Genomic DNA, 19,105 nt, shown 5'->3' on the forward strand with positions numbered 1-19,105 from the left:
ACTTGATACATCTAATATTTTAGAAGATATCGTCTCTGCGAGTGCCCACACAGATTGTCTGATAATTTGTTAAAGAGCAGTGCAACATTCGCTGCCGTTTCCGGTCTTCTGCGTTGTTGCGAGGAGGTGCATTCTACATCTTCCTCATTCAGTGTCAAGCGTTTATTTTCAAGGCTTTTCACTTTTTTTCTTTGTTCTCTCGGCTAACTCACTTAGCGTGGTTTGCCGTGACAACGAGGGCGCATTATAGGGAGTTTTGTGAAGCTGGCAATACTTTTTTTGAGTTTTTTTACTGACCGTTGAATTTTCAATCAAATTGCACTTAAAGTGCCAGTTTTCTAAGCGATTCAAAACCAAAGCCCGCTAAAACAGGTTTTAATAATTCACTATTCTCATCTTCTTTTAAGCAATAAGCGAAGCTAATTTCATTTGAACCTTTTATTTTCGCTTGATTTACGACCAACCACGCAGTTCTTCGTGCAATTGCAGCACCAGAATCGATAATTCGTGTGCCATCAGGTAAAACAGAAAGAAGTTCATCAGCTAATAAAGGGAAATGTGTACAACCTAATACCACAGTATCCGGTGGTTCTTTCATTTTTAGCCAAGGTATAAGGATTTTACGAAGCGCATCTAAAGAAACGGATTCACCATGAAGTTTTTTCTCCGCTAGCTCCACCAGCTCAGCCGAACCCAAAGAGTGAACTTTGCAATCAGTCGCAAAGCGTTCAATAAGTTCATGGGTATAAGGACGCTTAACTGTTGCTCTTGTTGCTAATAATCCAACCACGCCATTACAGGTTAATTTAGCTGCCGGTTTAATAGCAGGTACAACACCCACAATAGGAATATCAATAAACTTAGCACGTAAAGCAGGGAGGCTCACTGTGCTTGCTGTATTACAAGCAATAACAATGGTGGCGAGATCATGCTTTTCAGCAACCGCGCTAACTATTCGAACAACACGGTCAATAATGAATTCTTGTGATTTCTCACCATACGGAAAAGCTTCATTATCGAAAACATAGATATAATGAGCATCCGGTAATTTTTCACGGATCTCACGATAAACAGATAAACCGCCAACCCCTGAATCAAAAACCAATACAGTAGGGTTAGCGGTAAGTTGTACATCAGAAGTTGTAGCTTCCTGTAAGGAAGTATTCACGTCCTGGCGTGCGATAGCCATAAGCTGTCTCATAATCTTTATCAAACAGGTTGGCTATTCTACCACGAATTGAGAGATGTGATGTAATAGGATATGACGCAGTTAAATCCCAAATACTCACACCACCTAAAGAAACATTCTCATTAGTTCCATAATCTTTATCTGTCCGTTGACCGATATATTGGTAAGTTACCCCCATATCGAGTTTTTCTACTTGCCAATCAAGCTGATATTTCAGTTGTTGACGCGCTCGACGATCAAGACGTTGGTGCGTTTCTTTATTTCTTGCATCTATATATTGATAATTAAAGGTATGATGGAAAACCCATGTATCCAGTTCCCCTGTAAATTCAGCACCTTTAATTAACACCTCGCCAATATTATGATTTTTCCAACCTTGATTAGGATCTGACTGAATAAGATTATTAATTCGGTTTCTATATGCTGTTAATCGCCACGTTAAAGGCCCCGTTATGCCTTCAAATCCACCTTCCCACTGTTTACTTTTTTCAGGTTGTAAATCTGGATTACTTCCCCATTCACTATAAAGTTGCATCAATGTAGGTGCTTTAAATGCTGTACCATAACCCCCTATCACGCTATAGCCTTCAACAAACTCCCACGCTAAATTAGATTGCCACGTAGTATGCCAATTATATTCAGAATGATGATCAGAACGTACCGATGCTTCAGCAATCACATTGCCTAACTTTTGCTGTCCGGTTAGATATAAGCCTGTATTATCGAAATGTTCTTTATTAGGAAATCCGTTAGAGCCTTCTTTAACAGATTGACGTTGCCAATCAACACCACCACCAATACTGCCATTGCCTAATAGAAGGTGATTACCCCACTGCACATTATATTGCTCCGAATTAGTAAAACGGCTTCCTTTACCATAGCGACCGTAACGGGGATCATAGTCATAATCTTTGGTGTAGTTATAGCTGGCATTTAAAGAAGAAGAGTAATTATCACGATGAAACTTTACACCACCATCATAGGTACGACTAAAGAGAGCTCTTGTATCCGTTAACGTTTTATTATAACTGTCATAATAAGCATCATACGCTGTGCGATTATCGAAACCATAAGCCCGTGCATATAAAGAAACATCATCGTTAACATCGTGGTTAACACCTAACCACAGAGATTTATTCATAAAACCATCGCGATCGGGTTGCGGATGTCCACCAGTATTGCCATTCGCCTCTACATCATAACCTTTAGTATAGAGATAACTGCCCGCTGCAGTTAATGTCGTTCTATCACCGACTTTCTGTTTTATAGAACCATCATATTCTTGATAACCATGCGAACCCATTGTGGCATTAAGCGTTCCTCCTTCTGTTTTTCTTTCTGTGAGGATATTAATCACGCCACCAATTGCATCAGAGCCATAAACAGAAGAGCGAGGCCCTCTTATATATTCAATACGTTGAACAAGAGAAAGGGGAATTTGGCTAATATCAGAACTACCAGATACATTCGCCTGATTTAAACGCACACCATCCACTAAAATCAGCACGTGGTTTGAATTTGTACCTCTGACAAATATTGAGCTTTGCTGCCCTATTCCACCGTTTTGCCCCACATCAATACCGGGCATTCTGCGTAACACATCAATAACACTATTACTCTGCCAACGATCGATCTGTTCACGTTCAACAACAGTGATAGGCGCTAAAATAGACGAGTCAGGCTCTTGAAAGCGGTTTGCTGTCACACTTAATGTATCGCTGTTATTCGCAAACGCACTAAAACTGCCCACCATTACACTCAACGCTATATTTGAAATAAGAAAAACTTTTTTATTATTCATGAAAATCTGCATCCAACAGAATAAGTAGCAGGATGCCGCCCAAATTAAATAAAACGCGTATTTAATTAAAGATGCGACAGGTCTTCGGCAGGTCTTCGGACTCTAGGTTAAATAAACAATTTTGTGTATTTAAGATAATGACTTCCCACGGTACTTATTAAGGTACTTGTAGTGTCTTTTATTATCCTTGATCCTATTACCGCTGCGCGTCAGTTCTGGCTTTGCACCAGATTCCCTTTTCACTCCTATTAGGAGACCGAATAACTATGCTACGATTTCAAATCCACTGAGTCCAGAAATTGAACATGAAGAATACTGGACATCTTCATGAGGATCTCTACAATTTCGCTCGCTTAATTTTATTACTGCCAAAAAAGGCGAGATACCATGCAGAATTCATTACCAACGCAAACATATCAGTCTCAACTGAATGAAAAAACACAACGTTTACAAACAATGATGGCACCTTTTAATGCGCCTGAAGCAGAGGTTTTTTCATCACCAGAACAGCATTATCGTATGCGTGCGGAATTCCGTATCTGGCATGAAGAAGACGCGCTCTATCATATTATGTTTGACCAAAAGACTAAGCAGCGTATTCGTGTTGACCAATTTCCGGTTGCCAGCCAACTGATTAATAAAATGATGGTTGTCTTGTTGGCAGAAATAAAAGATAAACCAACACTCAGAAAGAAACTGTTTCAGATTGATTATCTTTCTACGTTGAGTAATAAAATTATTGTCTCACTGCTTTATCACAAGAAAATTGATGAAACTTGGCAACAAGAAGCAATGGCATTACGCCAATCATTAATTGCTCAAGGTTTTGATGTGCAATTAATCGGTCGTGCATATAAAACAAAAATTATGCTTGATAACGATTTTATTGATGAAGTATTACCCGTCGCTGGCAAAGAGATGATTTATCGCCAAGTTGAAAATAGCTTCACGCAACCTAATGCTCAGGTCAATATTAAAATGTTGGAATGGGCATTAAAGGCAACGGAAAATGCAAAAGGCGATCTGCTTGAGCTGTATTGTGGTAATGGCAACTTTTCATTAGCACTCGCGCGTAATTTCGATCGTGTACTGGCAACTGAAATTGCAAAACCTTCTGTTTATGCCGCGCAATATAATATTGCAATGAATCATATTGATAATGTGAAGATTATTCGCATGTCTGCGGAAGATTTTACTCAAGCAATGAATGGTGTAAGGGAATTTAAACGCCTAGAAGGGATTGATTTAAAAGATTACCAATGTGAAACCATTTTTGTTGACCCACCTCGTAGTGGTTTAGATGAGAAAACAGTAGAGTTGGTTAAAACTTACCCTCGTATTTTATACATTTCTTGTAATCCAGAAACACTGTGCCAAAATTTAGAAACCCTAATAAAAACACATAAAATCAAAAAGTTAGCTTTATTTGATCAATTTCCATATACTCATCATATGGAATGTGGCGTGTTATTAGAAAAAAGATAACTGCATATTTCACTTGTTATAGATAAAAAATCCCCAATAGTACGAATAAAAACAAAAACACCAGCAAGATCACTTGCTGGTGTCAAAATTTCGCTGTGTTTACAACAAAGAGATAAGTACAGACTAGTACTGTTCTGCTTGTGATGCTCTCTCAGCTTCCTCTGCCTGTATACGTAAACGTTGACGATGTTTGAACTGACGATAAATCCATAACGCAACGATAACAATACAAACTGAAGAGAAGAAATTTGAACCCCATTCAGGGTTAACGGTTCTGGTGTAAGCGTTATAACCGAATAAGCCTAATAAAAAGAATGAAAAAATCAACTTAGGCATTCCATCAGTCATAGGTTGATTTAAATAGCGCTGATATAAACAGTAAACTGCCAAGATTAAACTGATGAGTGGGAAAACCGACCACGTCTCAATCAACGGATTAAAAAAGCTTGAATATGTACCATGTAAAGCGACACCAATGACTGTGGCAAGTAATAGCGTGCTTTTTTCACAGCGATTTTGTTCCATCATTTGTCTCCTTTCTGATGCGTTTTTTTCTTTATCTCTGGGTTATCTTGTTGAGGTATTTGCGTTTCTTGCTCACGTCGATACCAATAATAGGCACCTTTAGCAATCATTCGCAGTTGTATAACTAATCTTTCTTCTAATTGTTGACGCTTTTCAATATCGATATCCAGTGCTTCTGCGCCTGCACTAAATACAATAGTGACCATTGCTTCAGATTGCATTTCTGTAAAATAGCGTGGCATATGACTCTCTTGCTCAAGATAGTCTGCCAGTTCTGCAATAAAATGTTGGATCTCTCGTGCGACAGCCGCACGAAACTCAGCAGAAGTCCCAGAACGTTCACGAAGTAATAATCGAAACGCATTAGGATTATTACCAATGAATTCCATAAAAGTTGCTACTGATGTTCTGATAACGCTACCGCCTTTCGCAATACGTTGACGTGCTTGGCGCATTAATTGACGTAACATCAATCCACTTTCATCAACCATGGTCAGCCCAAGTTCATCAACATCTTTAAAATGACGATAAAATGAGGTGGGTGCAATACCAGCTTCTCTAGCCACTTCTCGTAAACTTAGACTTGTAAAGCTACGCTCGGCACTGAGTTGGCTAAAAGCTGCTTCAATTAAAGAGCGACGGGTTTTTTCTTTTTGTTTAGCTCTGATGCCAATATTATTACTCACAGAAATCCTGATAATCCTAATTTGGTTTATACTCAATATATCAAACTTTGTTAAAAAAGCAGTGCGTACAATCATCTCTCAAGACACATTCTCATAAAAACTCAACAAAGTGTGACTAATGCCCTTAATGTCCGTTGGGCTATTATTCATTGTAATGTTAATATAGCGTTGTCGGTTTGTATAAAACAGGTCTCTTCCTATGCAACATTCTCATTTCGATGCAATTGTGATCGGTTCAGGTCCTGGTGGTGAAGGCGCGGCCATGGGGCTTGTTAAACAAGGAAAGCGCGTCGCAGTTATAGAACGTTATAACAAAGTTGGTGGGGGCTGTACTCACTGGGGAACCATTCCTTCAAAAGCCCTACGTCACGCAGTAAGTCGTATTATCGAATTTAATCAAAACCCGCTTTACAGTGACCAATCTCGTCTGATTAACTCCTCTTTCTCCCAAATACTTCGCCAAGCCAGTACCGTAATTAATCAGCAGACTAAAATGCGCCAAGGTTTTTACGAACGTAATAATTGTACGATGTATTCAGGTGAAGCTGCATTTATTGACGAGCACCGGATCAGCGTGCGTTATCCTGATGGCACTTGCGATATTCTTTCGGCTGATAGTTTTATTATTGCAACAGGCTCACGTCCTTATTGCCCGCCAGATGTCGATTTTTCTCATTCTCGTATTTATAACAGTGACACTATTCTCGATTTAGAGCATGAGCCTCATCATGTCATTATTTATGGTGCCGGTGTTATTGGTTGTGAATATGCCTCTATTTTTAGAGGATTAAGAGTAAAAGTAGACTTAATTAATACTCGTGATCACCTATTGTCTTTCCTTGATCAAGAGATGTCTGATGCACTTTCTTATCACTTCTGGAATAACGGCATTGTTATTCGTCATAATGAAGAATATGAAAGCATTGAAGGTGTCGATGATGGGGTTATTGTTCATCTAAAATCAGGTAAAAAAGTCAAAGCAGATTGCCTACTTTATGCGAATGGTCGAACAGGAAATACAGACACTCTAGGCTTAGAGAACGTGGGTATCAAAACAGATAGTCGTGGACAAGTTTCTGTTAATGCACATTACCAAACCAGTTGTGAACACATTTATGCAGTCGGTGATGTCATTGGTTATCCAAGCCTAGCTTCAGCCGCTTATGATCAAGGCCGAATTGCGGCTTTGGCTATCACAACTGGTAAATCAGAAACACATTTAATTGAAGATATTCCAACGGGGATCTACACCATTCCTGAAATTAGTTCTGTTGGTAAAACAGAGCAGCAACTCACTGCAATGAAAATCCCTTATGAAGTGGGACGCTCTCAATTTAAACATTTGGCAAGAGCACAAATTGCAGGCATGAATGTAGGGAGTTTGAAAATTCTCTTCCACCGCGAAACCAAGCAAATTTTAGGTATTCACTGCTTCGGTGAACGTGCTGCTGAAATTATTCATATCGGTCAAGCAATTATGGAACAAAAAGGTGAAGGCAATACTATCGAGTATTTCGTTAATACCACCTTCAACTATCCAACAATGGCTGAAGCCTATCGTGTTGCGGCTCTTAATGGTTTAAACCGCTTATTTTAATGCGTTTTGTTTTTCTGCATAAAATGCGGTCATATGTTCACGGATTGTCTCTGCTAATTGTTCATAACGATTACGCAAAGGCGATCCGGGACGATAAACCAAAATAATAGAACGTGATGGATTAGGATCTGTACATTCTAGATAACACACCCCATCACGCTTTTGTTCTTGAGGGACGGATAAATCAGGTAATAAGGTAATTCCACTACCGGCAGCGACCATATTACGTAGGGTTTCTAAACTTGTTGCTCTAAAATGAGTATCTTCTTTTGCACCCGCTTGGAAACAGAACCCTAACGCTTGATCGCGTAGGCAGTGTCCATCTTCTAACATCAATAAACGTTGACCCGCTAAGTCACCCATCGGCACAGATCCACGTTCATGCCATGGATGTCCTTCATAAATAGCTAACTTCATCGGCTCTTCAAATAAAGGCACTTCAATAAACGGCGCACTCTCTTTTACCATTGCTAAAATGGCACAATCGAGTTTTCCGCTATCTAATTGAGCTAATAAGCTATGAGTTTGTGCTTCATGAAGATACATCTCTAACTTAGGATAGTTTTTATGTAATTCAGGAATGATGTGAGGCAATAAATAAGGACCAACTGTAGGGATAAGCCCGATATGTAAAGGCCCGGCCATACTTTCACCTTGCAATGAAGCCATTTCTTGTAGCACTTTGACTTCACGTAAAACGGTTTTCGCTTGATCCACCAGCAATAAGCCTTGTTGAGTAAACAAAACCTTACGGCTCGTTCTTTCAAGTAACATTACACCGAGTTCATCTTCAAGTTTACGAATTTGGCCACTTAATGTTGGCTGGCTCACATGGCAAGAATCTGCCGCCCGACGAAAATGTTTATGCTCAGCTAGAGCCACCAGATATTCCAAGTCACGGATATTCATTGCAGATCCCACATTTATTGCTGATAGTTAATGACTATAGATAATATAGTAACTGATAAATTTTTCTATCAGTCGAATGTTATTCTGTCTCTCTTTTTCGATATTATCGGCAATTTAAAATAAAAAAACAGAGTGAGATTCACCCTGTTCTTTTTTAATAACAGTAAGTTGTCTTAAATAAACTCTTTTCTTATTTATTTATATTTAAAACTTCTTTGGCTTTTGCTATCGCATAAGCGACCTGTTTTTGAGAAACACCACCTTTGGCAAGACGTTTATCCAAACAAGATTGGAGCGATAAAATATCGTACACATCAATCATAATTTTACTGTTAAACATCTGTAATTCAGAAAGAGGAAGTTCTTCAATCGCTTTACCTTGCTCAAGGGCGCAAACAACCACTTCACCCACAATATGGTGAGCTTCACGAAATGGTACACCTTTGGCAACAAGATAATCTGCCAGTTCAGTGGCATTAGCATAACCTTGTTTCGCGGCTTCTTCACAACGAGGACGACGAATTTGGATCCCATCAAGAACAAGGGTTGCCATATGCAAACAATCAGACCATGTATCGATAGCGTCAAACAACCCCTCTTTATCTTCTTGCATATCTTTATTGTAAGCGAGAGGTAGACCTTTTAAGGTCATCATCATACCCGTTAATGCACCTTGTACTCGTCCACATTTCCCACGGATAAGCTCAAGTGCATCTGGGTTTTTCTTTTGTGGCATTAATGATGAGCCAGAGGTCACTTTGTCTGATAATTCAATAAATCCCGCTTCACCACTATTAAAGAAAATAAGATCTTCTGCAAAACGAGATAAATGCACCATACCAATAGCTGCAGAGGATAAGAGCTCTAAAACATGATCACGATCGGATACGCTATCTAAGCTATTATTGGTTGCACTCGCAAAACCTAACCATCCCGCTAATTGTTCACGATCGATATCATAAGCCGTTCCAGCTAAAGCCCCACAACCTAATGGACTGATATCTAAACGTTTTAATGCATCAGCTAGGCGACTTTCATCTCTGGCTAGCATTTCATTGTATGCTAAACACCAATGTGCAAAAGTTATTGGCTGAGCACGCTGTAAATGGGTGTAACCCGGCATTACCGCATTTTGATTTTGTTCTGCGGTAATAACTAAGGCTTTTTGTAGCTCAACAATCGCTTGGCGAAGATGAATCACTTCTTCTTTACACCATAATTTTAAGTCTGTAGCGACCTGATCATTACGGCTACGCCCCGTATGTAGTTTTTTACCTAAATCACCCACTTTGGCAATAAGCTTACTTTCAACCCAACTATGGATATCTTCTGCATCACTTTGCAAAATAGACTGAGGGTTTGCCGTTACTTCTTCTGATAATTCATTTAAAGCTTGCTCAAGTTGAGCTTGTTCATCTTGTGATAACACACCAACGGTGACTAACGCTTTAGACCAAGCTACTGAACCAAAGATATCCTGTTGTGCCAGTCGAAAATCAAACCGCAGTGAATCATTGAATTGTTTAAACCGTTGATCTGCTTCCTGACTAAAACGTCCACCCCAGAGTGCCATAATCGCTTCCTGTATTTGTTCTGTATAATAAAAAGAGTGAGAGTGATGCTTATTCGCACCACTCTATTGTCTTACGTTATTTCTTGCTCAATGCACGAATACGTGATGGCAGAGAATATAGACGGATAAAACCTTCAGCATGGCTGTGGTCGTAAACTTCGTCTTCACCAAAGGTTGCAAACTCTTCAGAGTACAGGCTGTTGTCTGATTTTTTCTGAATTGCATTCACATGACCTTTATAAAGCTCTAACACCACTTCACCATTCACATCTTTTGCCAGTGCTTCAGCAGCAGCTTGTAGTGAAGCACGAATTGGCGTAAACCAACGTCCATCATAAGCGACATAAGACATCTCTAAGCCTAATTGCTGACGCCATTTAAATGCATCTCTATCAAGGACAAGTTGTTCAACACCACGCAAAGCCGCCATCATGATAGTTCCCCCTGGGGTTTCATAGCAGCCACGAGATTTCATTCCCACTAAACGGTTTTCAACAATATCAATACGTCCGATACCATGCTTCACACCTAATGTATTTAATGTATCTAAACATTCAAAAGGTGATTGTGTTTTACCGTTTACTGCGACAACTTCACCCGCTTTTACTGTAACCGTGACTAATTCTGGTGTTTCTGGGGCTTTCTTAGGATCGACGGTCCATGCCCAACAATCTTCATTTGAGGCATTCCACGGGCTCTCTAATACCCCTCCTTCTGTTGAGATATGCCATGCGTTTTCATCACGGCTATAAATTTTCTCTAGGGTTGCTGTTGTTGGGATATTACGAACTTTTAGATAATCCAATAACGCTTCACGAGAACGTAAATCCCACTCTCTCCAAGGCGCAACCACTTTCAGTTGTGGAGCCAGTGCCGCATAAGTGCTTTCAAAACGAACCTGATCATTACCTTTACCCGTTGCACCATGAGCAACAGCATCAGCACCTAATTTTAAGGCTAGTTCAACTTGTGCTTTAGCGATAACAGGACGTGCCATTGAAGTACCTAATAAGTAGCTACCTTCATATAAAGCACCTGTTTTTAATACTGGGTAAACGTAATCTTTGATAAATTCTTCACGTAAATCGACGATATGACACTCAGAAGCCCCTGATGCCAATGCTTTTTGTTCTACACCAACTAAATCATCACGGCTTTGACCCACATCTGCCACAAAAGCGACAACCTCGCAGTTATCATAATGTTCTTTTAGCCAAGGAATGATTGCCGATGTATCCAATCCGCCAGAGTATGCCAATACAATTTTCTTAATACCTTTAGTCATAGTGATAACCTTCAATTCCCAATTTGTTTAAATCCGCCAACTATCAAATAGCGATAAGATTTCTAGAGTGATTTTTTAAGCTAAAATACGAGTTCCTACTGCAACACCATTAAATAATGTCGTCAGTTTTTCAGCATGGCGCCAACTTGCGATTTCAACAGGTCGTCCTAGCGTTTTAGCCGCTTCCAATGCTGCGTTTACTTTCACTATCATGCCGTCAGTAATAATGCCTTGATCGATTAACATCTGTGCTTTTTCAGCTGACATCTCGGCAATCTTCTGACCTTTACCATCTAAAATGCCACTAACATCGGAAAGCAGGACTAAATCAGCGCCTAATGTTTCAGCAATAGCGGTTGCTGCTTGGTCAGCATTCACATTCATCAGCTCACCTTGTTCTGTCATACCAATAGAACTGATAATAGGTAGATAGCCAGCACCCAATAGTAAATTGAGTAAATCAGGAGAGCCGGGATTGGCCTTTCCTACATGGCCTAACTCTTCATTAATTTGAGTCACTTTCGCTAATTGCCCATCCCCCAAAGAAAGCCCCACGCCATTAAGCCCAAACTTAGTTGCCCACGATAACAAGGTTTTATTGGCACTTCCGGCAAGTGCTCCTGTGATGATATCTATCTGATCAGCAGGTGTGACACGAAGCCCCTGTTTTTTCACCACAGGCAATTGCAATTTACCCATCAACTCATCCACTAAACAGCCACCACCATGCACGATAACTAAAGGACGAGAATACGTTGAGCGATACTGTTGTAATGCGGTGAAAAACCGCGTTAACGCTTCTTCATTATCAAGGAGCACACCACCCAGTTTGATAATTAATGGTTCCATGAAACTTCCCTACTCATTATTTAAATAAGTGATTCGGTTTCATCGAAACCAAACCGAATATTCATACATTGCACTGCTTGTGCAGCAGCCCCTTTCAACAAGTTATCTTCAACACCGACGACAATCAGATGTTCACCTTGTTGAGCAAACCCAATATCACAGAATGCTGTTCCTACAACGGCTTTTAATGCAGGTAACCCTTTTTCATAAACACGCACTAATGGTTTATCTTGATAAGCATCTTCAAAAACCTGTCTGACATCCTCTTGTGTCACGCCTGTTTTTAACTTACAGGTAATAGTGGCTAAGATCCCTCTGGCAAAATTGCCTAAATGAGGTGTAAAAATCACATTGATACCCAGATGTGTTGCAATTTCAGGTTGATGACGATGAGTAAACACGCCATAAGGTTGCAAACTCACTTCACAAAAGCTACTGGTTAAGGAGGCTTTTCTACCTGCGCCACTCACCCCGCTAGTCGCATTAATAACTGGCCACTGTGCTGTATCTAAAAATCCCGCTTCTACTAAAGGTTTTAATGACAACTGAGAGACTGTTGGATAGCACCCTGGCACAGCGATTAATTGAGCCTGACTAATCATGTCAGCATTCCATTCAGCCAGCCCATAAACTGCCTGTGATAACCAATCAGTATTTTTATGCTCAAATCCATAGTATTGTTGATAAAAATGCTTGTTTTGTACTCGATAGGCACCAGACAAATCGAATACCACACAACCTTGCTCTAAAAAAACAGGGGCGATGTCATGGCTGACTTCATGAGCCGTTGCGAGAAAAACGATATCAATGTTTTCAGCGGCTTTAGCAACATCAACCATCGGCTCAAGTGGGAGATCCACTAAGCCACGATATTGTGGATAAAGTTCAGAAAAGCACTTTCCTGCATCTGCACTTTGAGCGGATACCATCAGTCTGCTCAAATTCACATGAGGATGCTGCTGAAGATAGGCGGCTAATTCAGCGCCAGTGTAACCACTTGCTCCTACAATCAGAGTATTTAACATGTCATTCTTACCTTGTACTATGAACACAAACCGATTAATGTATTTTTATTCAAAAAAAGTGCATGAATATTGATACTATTATGAAGAAAGGCTGTCAACAGTGAATATTAAATTACCTACATTTATTGAGATTTATCGTCAATTAATTGCAACACCCTCTATCAGTGCTACAGACGCTAAAAACGATCAAAGTAATGAAGCGCTGATTAATCTGCTTGCTAATTGGCTGGAAACATTAGGTTTTTCAATTGAAATCCAACCCGTGCCCGAAACACGAGGTAAATTTAACCTTCTGGCAACATTAGGAACGGGAAAAGGTGGATTACTACTCTGTGGTCACACTGACACAGTACCGTTTGATGAAGGCCGTTGGACACAAGATCCTTTTACGCTGACAGAGAAAGGAAATAAGTTATATGGCTTAGGCACTGCTGATATGAAAGGCTTTTTTGCCTTTATTCTTGATGCATTGCGGGATGTCGATACTAAGACCTTAACTCACCCTCTCTACATTCTTGCTACCGCAGATGAAGAAACATCAATGGCAGGGGCTCGTTATTTTGCCGCTCATACAACAATCCGCCCTGATTTTGCCATTATTGGCGAACCCACATCACTAAAACCTATTCGTGCACATAAAGGGCATTTATCAAATGCAATACGTATTACAGGGCAATCAGGGCACTCTAGTGATCCAGAAAAAGGTGTGAATGCAATAGAACTGATGCATGAATCTATTACTCACCTGAGTACACTGCGCGATACGTTAAAAACTCGCTATAACAACCCTGCGTTTGTTATTCCTTATCCAACGATGAACTTTGGTTATATTAATGGCGGTGATGCAGCAAATAGAATTTGTGCTTGCTGTGAATTACATATGGATATTCGCCCACTACCAGGATTAACATTGCAAGACTTGGATGATTTACTTCACGAAACATTAGCGCCAGTCAAAGCACGTTGGCCAGGTCGTTTAAGTGTTGAAGCGTTACACGATCCTATTCCGGGTTATGAGTGCCCAACCGATCATAAAATGGTCGCCGTGATCGAAAAACTGTTAGGTGAGAAAGCGCAAACTGTGAATTACTGTACTGAAGCGCCGTTTATTCAAGATCTCTGCCCTACCTTAGTTTTAGGCCCAGGTTCTATTGAACAAGCACATCAGCCTGATGAATTTATTGATATGGCATTTATTGAACCAACTCGTGAATTAATGGGGCAATTAATTGAAAACTTCTGTTTAACAGAGAAAACGCAATAATAAAAGTTAATAGAGTCTGGTCTATTTCTCTTCAATTTATACTCAAAATAATTTGAGTTGCAGGTAAGTGACTAACTGAACGTAGTCGCCCCTGCAACTTGAAGTATAACGAGTATAATTTAACGACTAACGTAACCAATTAGTTTTGGCAAGTTGTACAATCTCATCACCACGACCATTAATGATCGCTTTCATCATATACAAACTAAAGCCTTTAGCCTGTTCAAATTTAATTTCAGGAGGCATAGAAAGCTCTTGTTTTGCGGTTACCACATCCACAATTACAGGGCCATCATGTTCAAAAGCTTCTTTAAGTGCATTATCTAGATCTTCACCTTTTTCTACTCGAATACCTTTTATACCAGACGCATTAGCAATAGCAGCAAAATCCGGATTATGTAAATCTGTACCATCCGTTAAATAACCGCCGGCTTTCATCTCCATCGCAACAAAACCTAATACACTGTTATTAAAAATAATCACTTTGACCGGCAAATTCATTTGAGCTAATGAGATAAAATCACCCATTAACATAGTAAATCCACCATCACCACACATTGCCACAACTTGACGCTTTCTATCTAACGACTGCGCACCAATGGCTTGAGCCATCGCATTTGCCATAGAGCCGTGATTAAAAGAGCCCAGTAACCGACGTTTTCCATTCATTCCTACATAACGAGCCGCCCATACTGTTGGCGTTCCTACATCACAGGTGAAAATAGCGTCATCATTTGCTAATTCACTTAATCGACGCGCTAAATATTGTGGGTGAATGAGTTCACGATCACTGGGTTGTGCTAATGCATCCAGATCTTGCCGTGCTTTGGCATAATGTTTTAATGAAGCATCAAGATGAGTTGTGTCGGTTTTCTCTTTTAAACGAGGTTGTATCGCATTCAGTGTGGCTTTAATATCGCCAACCATCGCCATATCAACATGACAATGTGAACCAATACTACTTGGATTAATATCGATTTGAATAATATTGGCTTTTGATGGATAAAATGCGCGATAAGGGAATTGCGTACCTAATAACACTAACGTATCAGCATTTTCCATCGCATGATAACCCGATGAAAAACCAATTAATCCTGTCATCCCCACACTGTAGGGGTTATTCCACTCAATGTACTCTTTCCCTCGCAATGCATGTACAACAGGAGCTTTTAATGTTTGAGCCAATTTAATCACTTCATCACGAGCTTGAGCACATCCGGCACCACACATTAAGGTGATATTTTTTCCATTATTCAATGCATCGGATAATTTTTCGATTTCGAAACGATTTGGCATGATGAGTGGAGACTGCAACGGATACCAGTTTTCATGCGCATCTTCTGGAGCAGGTTTTAGTGCAACATCTCCCGGTAAAACAACAACCGAGACCCCTTTTTTCAAAATAGCGGTTCGCATTGCAATGGCAAGCACTTGAGGGATCTGCTCTGGATTTGAGACTAATTCACAATAATGGCTACATTCGCGAAAAAGTTCTTGAGGATGTGTTTCTTGAAAATAATTACTACCAATTTCAGCAGAAGGAATATGTGCAGCAATGGCTAACACAGGAACATGATTACGATGGCAATCAAAAAGCCCATTGATAAGATGTAAATTTCCTGGTCCACAAGAGCCTGCGCAAACCGCTAATTGGCCATTAACTGCCGCCTCTGCTCCTGCAGCAAAAGCAGCCACTTCTTCATGGCGAGTTCCCATCCACTCAATGGTTCCCATCTTTCGCAAGCTATCACTTAATCCATTGAGAGAATCGCCTGTCACGCCCCAAATACGTTTTACACCTGCATTATGGAGTACTTTAGCAATATAGGTTGCAACTGTTTGCTTACTCATGGTGATGTTTTTCCTCAGTTTTGGGTGAATTGTGCCTCTGCGAGCTACATTTATCTCCTTCCCATATTCTGTTTCTCTTCCTCATCAGCTTGCAGAGAAAATAATCTTACTAACTCAAATATAAAGAATAACACCAATCACTATAATGTCACTGTGAAGATAAGATCCGTCCTTAAAAATACAAAGAATAAAATATCACTTCCAAATACATTCATTAAATTTATAATAACCGCACCAAATAAGAATATCTCTCATTAATAACTTATTATTATTTGCTAAAGTGTAGACAAATTTTTATTATGGGATTATTTTAATAATTAAAATAATTTTTAATTATTATTTTTCTCATTACATCTTTATTAACAATTAAGCTGACTCATTTCAGCCTTACTCACTGTCTTTATTAAAAAATTTAACTTTCCTCTATTTGTTAATAAATTTATCACCATTGCATTATTTCATGCTCCATGAAAAATAGGTATGAAATAAACATGACATTGGTCACGCTACCTTTTGCTTTTTGTCCTCTAGAATAAAGCCTGATTATTTTTCAACGGAGATTAACGGATGGACAAAAGTAGAAGTCCGATAAAGGTTTTCTTTATTAGTATTCTGGCAGTCCTTTTCTTAATTTTTATTTCACAATATGTCATTGGTAAAAAAGAAATTAAGATTGGCATTGCGGTAATACCTATTTTACCAATGTTATTTGCTGTAATTATTGGTATGTGTATATCTGCTGGATTTACCCGTAAAAAAATTAAAGTATGGGGTAAATTATTTACAGAAAAAGAAGAAGGCTTCTGCGGTAAAATGGTAGGTTTCAGCCTACTTATTTTAGGCACACAATATGCAGGAATGATTGTTCCTAATATTAAAATGATTTTAAGTGTCGGTATTCCTTTATTTGTTCAGGAACTCGGTAACTTATTACCAGTATTAATTGCGGTTCCATTAGCCATTAAATTTGGATTTGGTCGTCGTGCAATTGGTGCTTGTTCATCTATTAGCCGTGAACCTTCTATCGCTGTTATTCAAGGTAAATTTGGTACAGGCTCTCAAGAATATATTGGTGTATTAGCCATTTATTTATGCGGTTCTGTTATCGGTACTTTATGGTTTAGCGTATTAGGTAGTATTGCACCATTAACTGGATTACATCCACTTGCTCTTGCCGCCGGCTCTGGCGTGGGTTCAGGTTCAATGTTAAGTGCTGCATCAGGTGCATTAATTAATGGTCTTGATGAAGCATTAGCACAGCAAGTATTAAGTGTTGCCGCTGCATCTAACTTATTATCTTCAGCATTAGGCGCACTGTCATTAACCTATTTAGGTTTACCTCTTTCAGAAAAAATTTATAAAATTTTCACCAGAGGCAAAACTGCATGAAAAATATAATTATTGATATGAAATTTGTATTCGTTGCTATTTTACTGGCAATGTTTACTCAGACGTTAACATCAGGGATCGCTCTTTATGCAATGTGGGATAGCTTTATTGCTATGTCATTAGTGGTATTTATTTCACTCGTTGCAAAACATTATTTACCTTCATCTTTACCAACATTTGCTTATGCAACAATTATCGGGATACTTATTTGTTTACCCGAAACTCCGGTAAGAGATTTCTTTATTAGCTCTATTGGTAAAGTTTCTTTCTTATCTTGTTGTGTTCCTTTATTAGCATTTGCTGGTTTATCCGTTGGTGGTCAATTAGAAGAACTTAAGAAAATGTCATGGAAAGTTATTCTTATTTTCATGATTGTTTCAACTTGTTGTTTCTTTGGGGCATCAATCGTCGCGCAAATTGGATTTACTATCCAGGGAGTTATCTAATGAATAATATTTATAATGTCAGTGAAAAACTCTTTCAATTAAATGACTTTAGTAAAAAAACACGACAAGACCTGCATAAAATACCTGAGCTATCAGGTGAAGAATATAAAACATCTAAATATTGTCGTGAATTAATGGAAAGTTTCGGTTATCAAATTAAAACTTTTGATGGATATACTGGTTTTACCGCAGACTTAATTGTTAATTCTGAATTTCCATTAATTGCTATCCGTGCCGATATGGACGGATTAGAAATGCCAGACTTAACAAATAATGAACATAGTTCAATTCACCAAGGTTGTGCACATAACTGTGGTCACGATACTCATATGACCATGGCATTAACCAGTGCTAAGTATCTTGCCGAAAATAGAGAAGAGATGAGCGCGAACGTTCGCTTTATTTTCCAAATGGCTGAAGAAGATATGCGTGTACCTGGCGCTGAAAAAATGGTTGAACTAGGTTGCATGGAAGGCGTTGATGAAACTTATGCACTTCATAACGATGCCGCAATTGAAACGGGTTGTGTTCGCTTTAATGATGGTGTGATGTCATCTTATGGCTCTGCATGGACATTGGATGTTTATGGTGTTTCTGCCCATGGTTCTACACCACACAAAGGCTTAGATGCGATTCGTGAAGCAACGCGCTTAATTGATTATATGGATTATGTTGTTGCGAAAAAAACAGATCCATTTAGCCCAGCAGTCTTTGGTTGTGGCATGATCAATGGGGGAACAATCCCTAATGCATTAGCTGATCACGTACAAGCTCGTGGTACTATCCGTTCTATGGATGAAAATACCGACCAAGTACTGAAAGCAAGTTTTGATGAAATCGTTGCACGCAGTACAGCGGGTGGATTTAAAACCACATTAAGCTATAGCGGATACCCAGCTGTTGTGAATCATCCAACTGCACATCAGCATTTATTAGATGCGATGCGTAAATTCTTACCAGAAGAGAATATTGAATCAAACGGTAAGCCAATGACAGGCAGTGAAGACTTTAGCTATATGGTTAATGCCACAAAAGGTAAAGTCGGTGCAATGTTCTTCTTAGGAAGTGGTAATCAAGCGAAAGGTATTAATAATTACCTTCACGCAAATCCTTATTTTGTCGATGATGATTGTTTACTAGTCGGTGCTCAGATTTTTGTTAATATTCTGACTCGTTAATCTCTTATTATTCTGCCTTAAGCCCGTTATTGCCCCCGCAAAAAACGGGCTTT

Annotated in this window: 16 protein-coding genes and 1 riboswitch; of the genes, 6 read left to right on the forward strand and 10 right to left on the reverse strand. The window is 39.3% G+C overall.

The window, feature by feature from the left end; all coding sequences use genetic code 11:
• Positions 1-322: 322 nt before the first annotated feature.
• Positions 323-1,189 (reverse strand): glutamate racemase, encoded by an 867-nt coding sequence (gene murI, locus QSH13_RS10505; RefSeq protein WP_196544854.1) that lies wholly within the window; start codon positions 1,187-1,189, stop codon positions 323-325.
• The gene (gene btuB, locus QSH13_RS10510; RefSeq protein WP_286039113.1) at positions 1,134-2,990 is read right to left on the reverse strand and encodes a TonB-dependent vitamin B12 receptor BtuB; all 1,857 of its coding nucleotides are present in this window, start codon (positions 2,988-2,990) and stop codon (positions 1,134-1,136) included. The genes murI and btuB overlap by 56 nt, the downstream gene beginning before the upstream one ends.
• Before the next feature lie 69 nt (positions 2,991-3,059).
• Positions 3,060-3,266, reverse strand: a riboswitch (cobalamin riboswitch).
• A gap of 111 nt (positions 3,267-3,377) precedes the next feature.
• On the opposite strand from btuB, the gene trmA reads away from it, so the two are divergent.
• A complete protein-coding gene (gene trmA / locus QSH13_RS10515; protein ID WP_109407009.1) occupies positions 3,378-4,475 on the forward strand; it encodes a tRNA (uridine(54)-C5)-methyltransferase TrmA in 1,098 nt (365 codons plus the stop codon).
• Between the two features lie 123 nt (positions 4,476-4,598).
• On the opposite strand, the gene QSH13_RS10520 is transcribed toward trmA, so the two are convergent.
• A complete protein-coding gene (locus QSH13_RS10520) occupies positions 4,599-5,000 on the reverse strand; it encodes a YijD family membrane protein (RefSeq protein ID WP_109398444.1) in 402 nt (133 codons plus the stop codon).
• Positions 5,000-5,686 (reverse strand): HTH-type transcriptional repressor FabR, encoded by a 687-nt coding sequence (gene fabR, locus QSH13_RS10525; protein ID WP_072064633.1) that lies wholly within the window; start codon positions 5,684-5,686, stop codon positions 5,000-5,002. Before fabR ends, QSH13_RS10520 begins: the two co-directional genes overlap by 1 nt.
• 199 nt (positions 5,687-5,885) lie before the next feature.
• Here fabR and sthA point away from each other — a divergent pair, with 199 nt between their 5' ends.
• Positions 5,886-7,283 (forward strand): Si-specific NAD(P)(+) transhydrogenase, encoded by a 1,398-nt coding sequence (gene sthA, locus QSH13_RS10530; RefSeq protein ID WP_023583456.1) that lies wholly within the window; start codon positions 5,886-5,888, stop codon positions 7,281-7,283.
• Here sthA and oxyR read toward each other — a convergent pair.
• The 5 genes from oxyR to argC all read right to left on the reverse strand — a co-directional run bounded on the left by oxyR (position 7,275) and on the right by argC (position 12,924).
• Positions 7,275-8,192, reverse strand: coding sequence for a DNA-binding transcriptional regulator OxyR (gene oxyR, locus QSH13_RS10535; protein ID WP_023583455.1), 918 nt, complete (start codon positions 8,190-8,192; stop codon positions 7,275-7,277). The two genes, sthA and oxyR, sit on opposite strands and share 9 nt — an antisense overlap.
• A gap of 190 nt (positions 8,193-8,382) precedes the next feature.
• A complete protein-coding gene (gene argH / locus QSH13_RS10540; protein ID WP_109398445.1) occupies positions 8,383-9,765 on the reverse strand; it encodes an argininosuccinate lyase in 1,383 nt (460 codons plus the stop codon).
• A 76-nt stretch (positions 9,766-9,841) separates the two neighbouring features.
• Positions 9,842-11,050, reverse strand: a complete 1,209-nt coding sequence (locus QSH13_RS10545; RefSeq protein ID WP_109398446.1) for an argininosuccinate synthase — start codon at positions 11,048-11,050, stop codon at positions 9,842-9,844.
• A gap of 75 nt (positions 11,051-11,125) precedes the next feature.
• The gene (gene argB / locus QSH13_RS10550) at positions 11,126-11,899 is read right to left on the reverse strand and encodes an acetylglutamate kinase (protein ID WP_109398447.1); all 774 of its coding nucleotides are present in this window, start codon (positions 11,897-11,899) and stop codon (positions 11,126-11,128) included.
• A gap of 20 nt (positions 11,900-11,919) precedes the next feature.
• A complete protein-coding gene (argC, locus tag QSH13_RS10555; protein WP_109398448.1) occupies positions 11,920-12,924 on the reverse strand; it encodes an N-acetyl-gamma-glutamyl-phosphate reductase in 1,005 nt (334 codons plus the stop codon).
• Positions 12,925-13,024: 100 nt separating this feature from the next.
• On the opposite strand from argC, the gene argE reads away from it, so the two are divergent.
• Positions 13,025-14,188 carry an acetylornithine deacetylase gene (argE, locus tag QSH13_RS10560; RefSeq protein WP_196544858.1) on the forward strand — a complete coding sequence of 388 codons (1,164 nt, stop codon included), beginning with the start codon at positions 13,025-13,027 and terminating at the stop codon, positions 14,186-14,188.
• A gap of 126 nt (positions 14,189-14,314) precedes the next feature.
• Here argE and poxB read toward each other — a convergent pair whose 3' ends face one another.
• Positions 14,315-16,039, reverse strand: coding sequence for a ubiquinone-dependent pyruvate dehydrogenase (poxB, locus tag QSH13_RS10565; RefSeq protein WP_286039114.1), 1,725 nt, complete (start codon positions 16,037-16,039; stop codon positions 14,315-14,317).
• 567 nt (positions 16,040-16,606) lie between these two features.
• Here poxB and QSH13_RS10570 point away from each other — a divergent pair.
• The 3 genes from QSH13_RS10570 to QSH13_RS10580 are packed head-to-tail and all read left to right on the forward strand — an operon-like array spanning position 16,607 to position 19,052.
• Positions 16,607-17,428, forward strand: a complete 822-nt coding sequence (locus QSH13_RS10570) for a DUF3100 domain-containing protein (protein WP_023583450.1) — start codon at positions 16,607-16,609, stop codon at positions 17,426-17,428.
• Positions 17,425-17,874 carry a hypothetical protein gene (locus tag QSH13_RS10575; RefSeq protein WP_006534124.1) on the forward strand — a complete coding sequence of 150 codons (450 nt, stop codon included), beginning with the start codon at positions 17,425-17,427 and terminating at the stop codon, positions 17,872-17,874. Before QSH13_RS10570 ends, QSH13_RS10575 begins: the two co-directional genes overlap by 4 nt.
• Entirely contained in the window at positions 17,874-19,052 is a 1,179-nt protein-coding gene (locus tag QSH13_RS10580) for a M20 metallopeptidase family protein (RefSeq protein ID WP_109398451.1), read from the forward strand. The genes QSH13_RS10575 and QSH13_RS10580 overlap by 1 nt, the downstream gene beginning before the upstream one ends.
• Positions 19,053-19,105: the final 53 nt, after the last annotated feature.

The organism is Proteus faecis (assembly GCF_030286765.1).
In the GTDB taxonomy this organism is placed as follows: domain Bacteria; phylum Pseudomonadota; class Gammaproteobacteria; order Enterobacterales; family Enterobacteriaceae; genus Proteus; species Proteus faecis.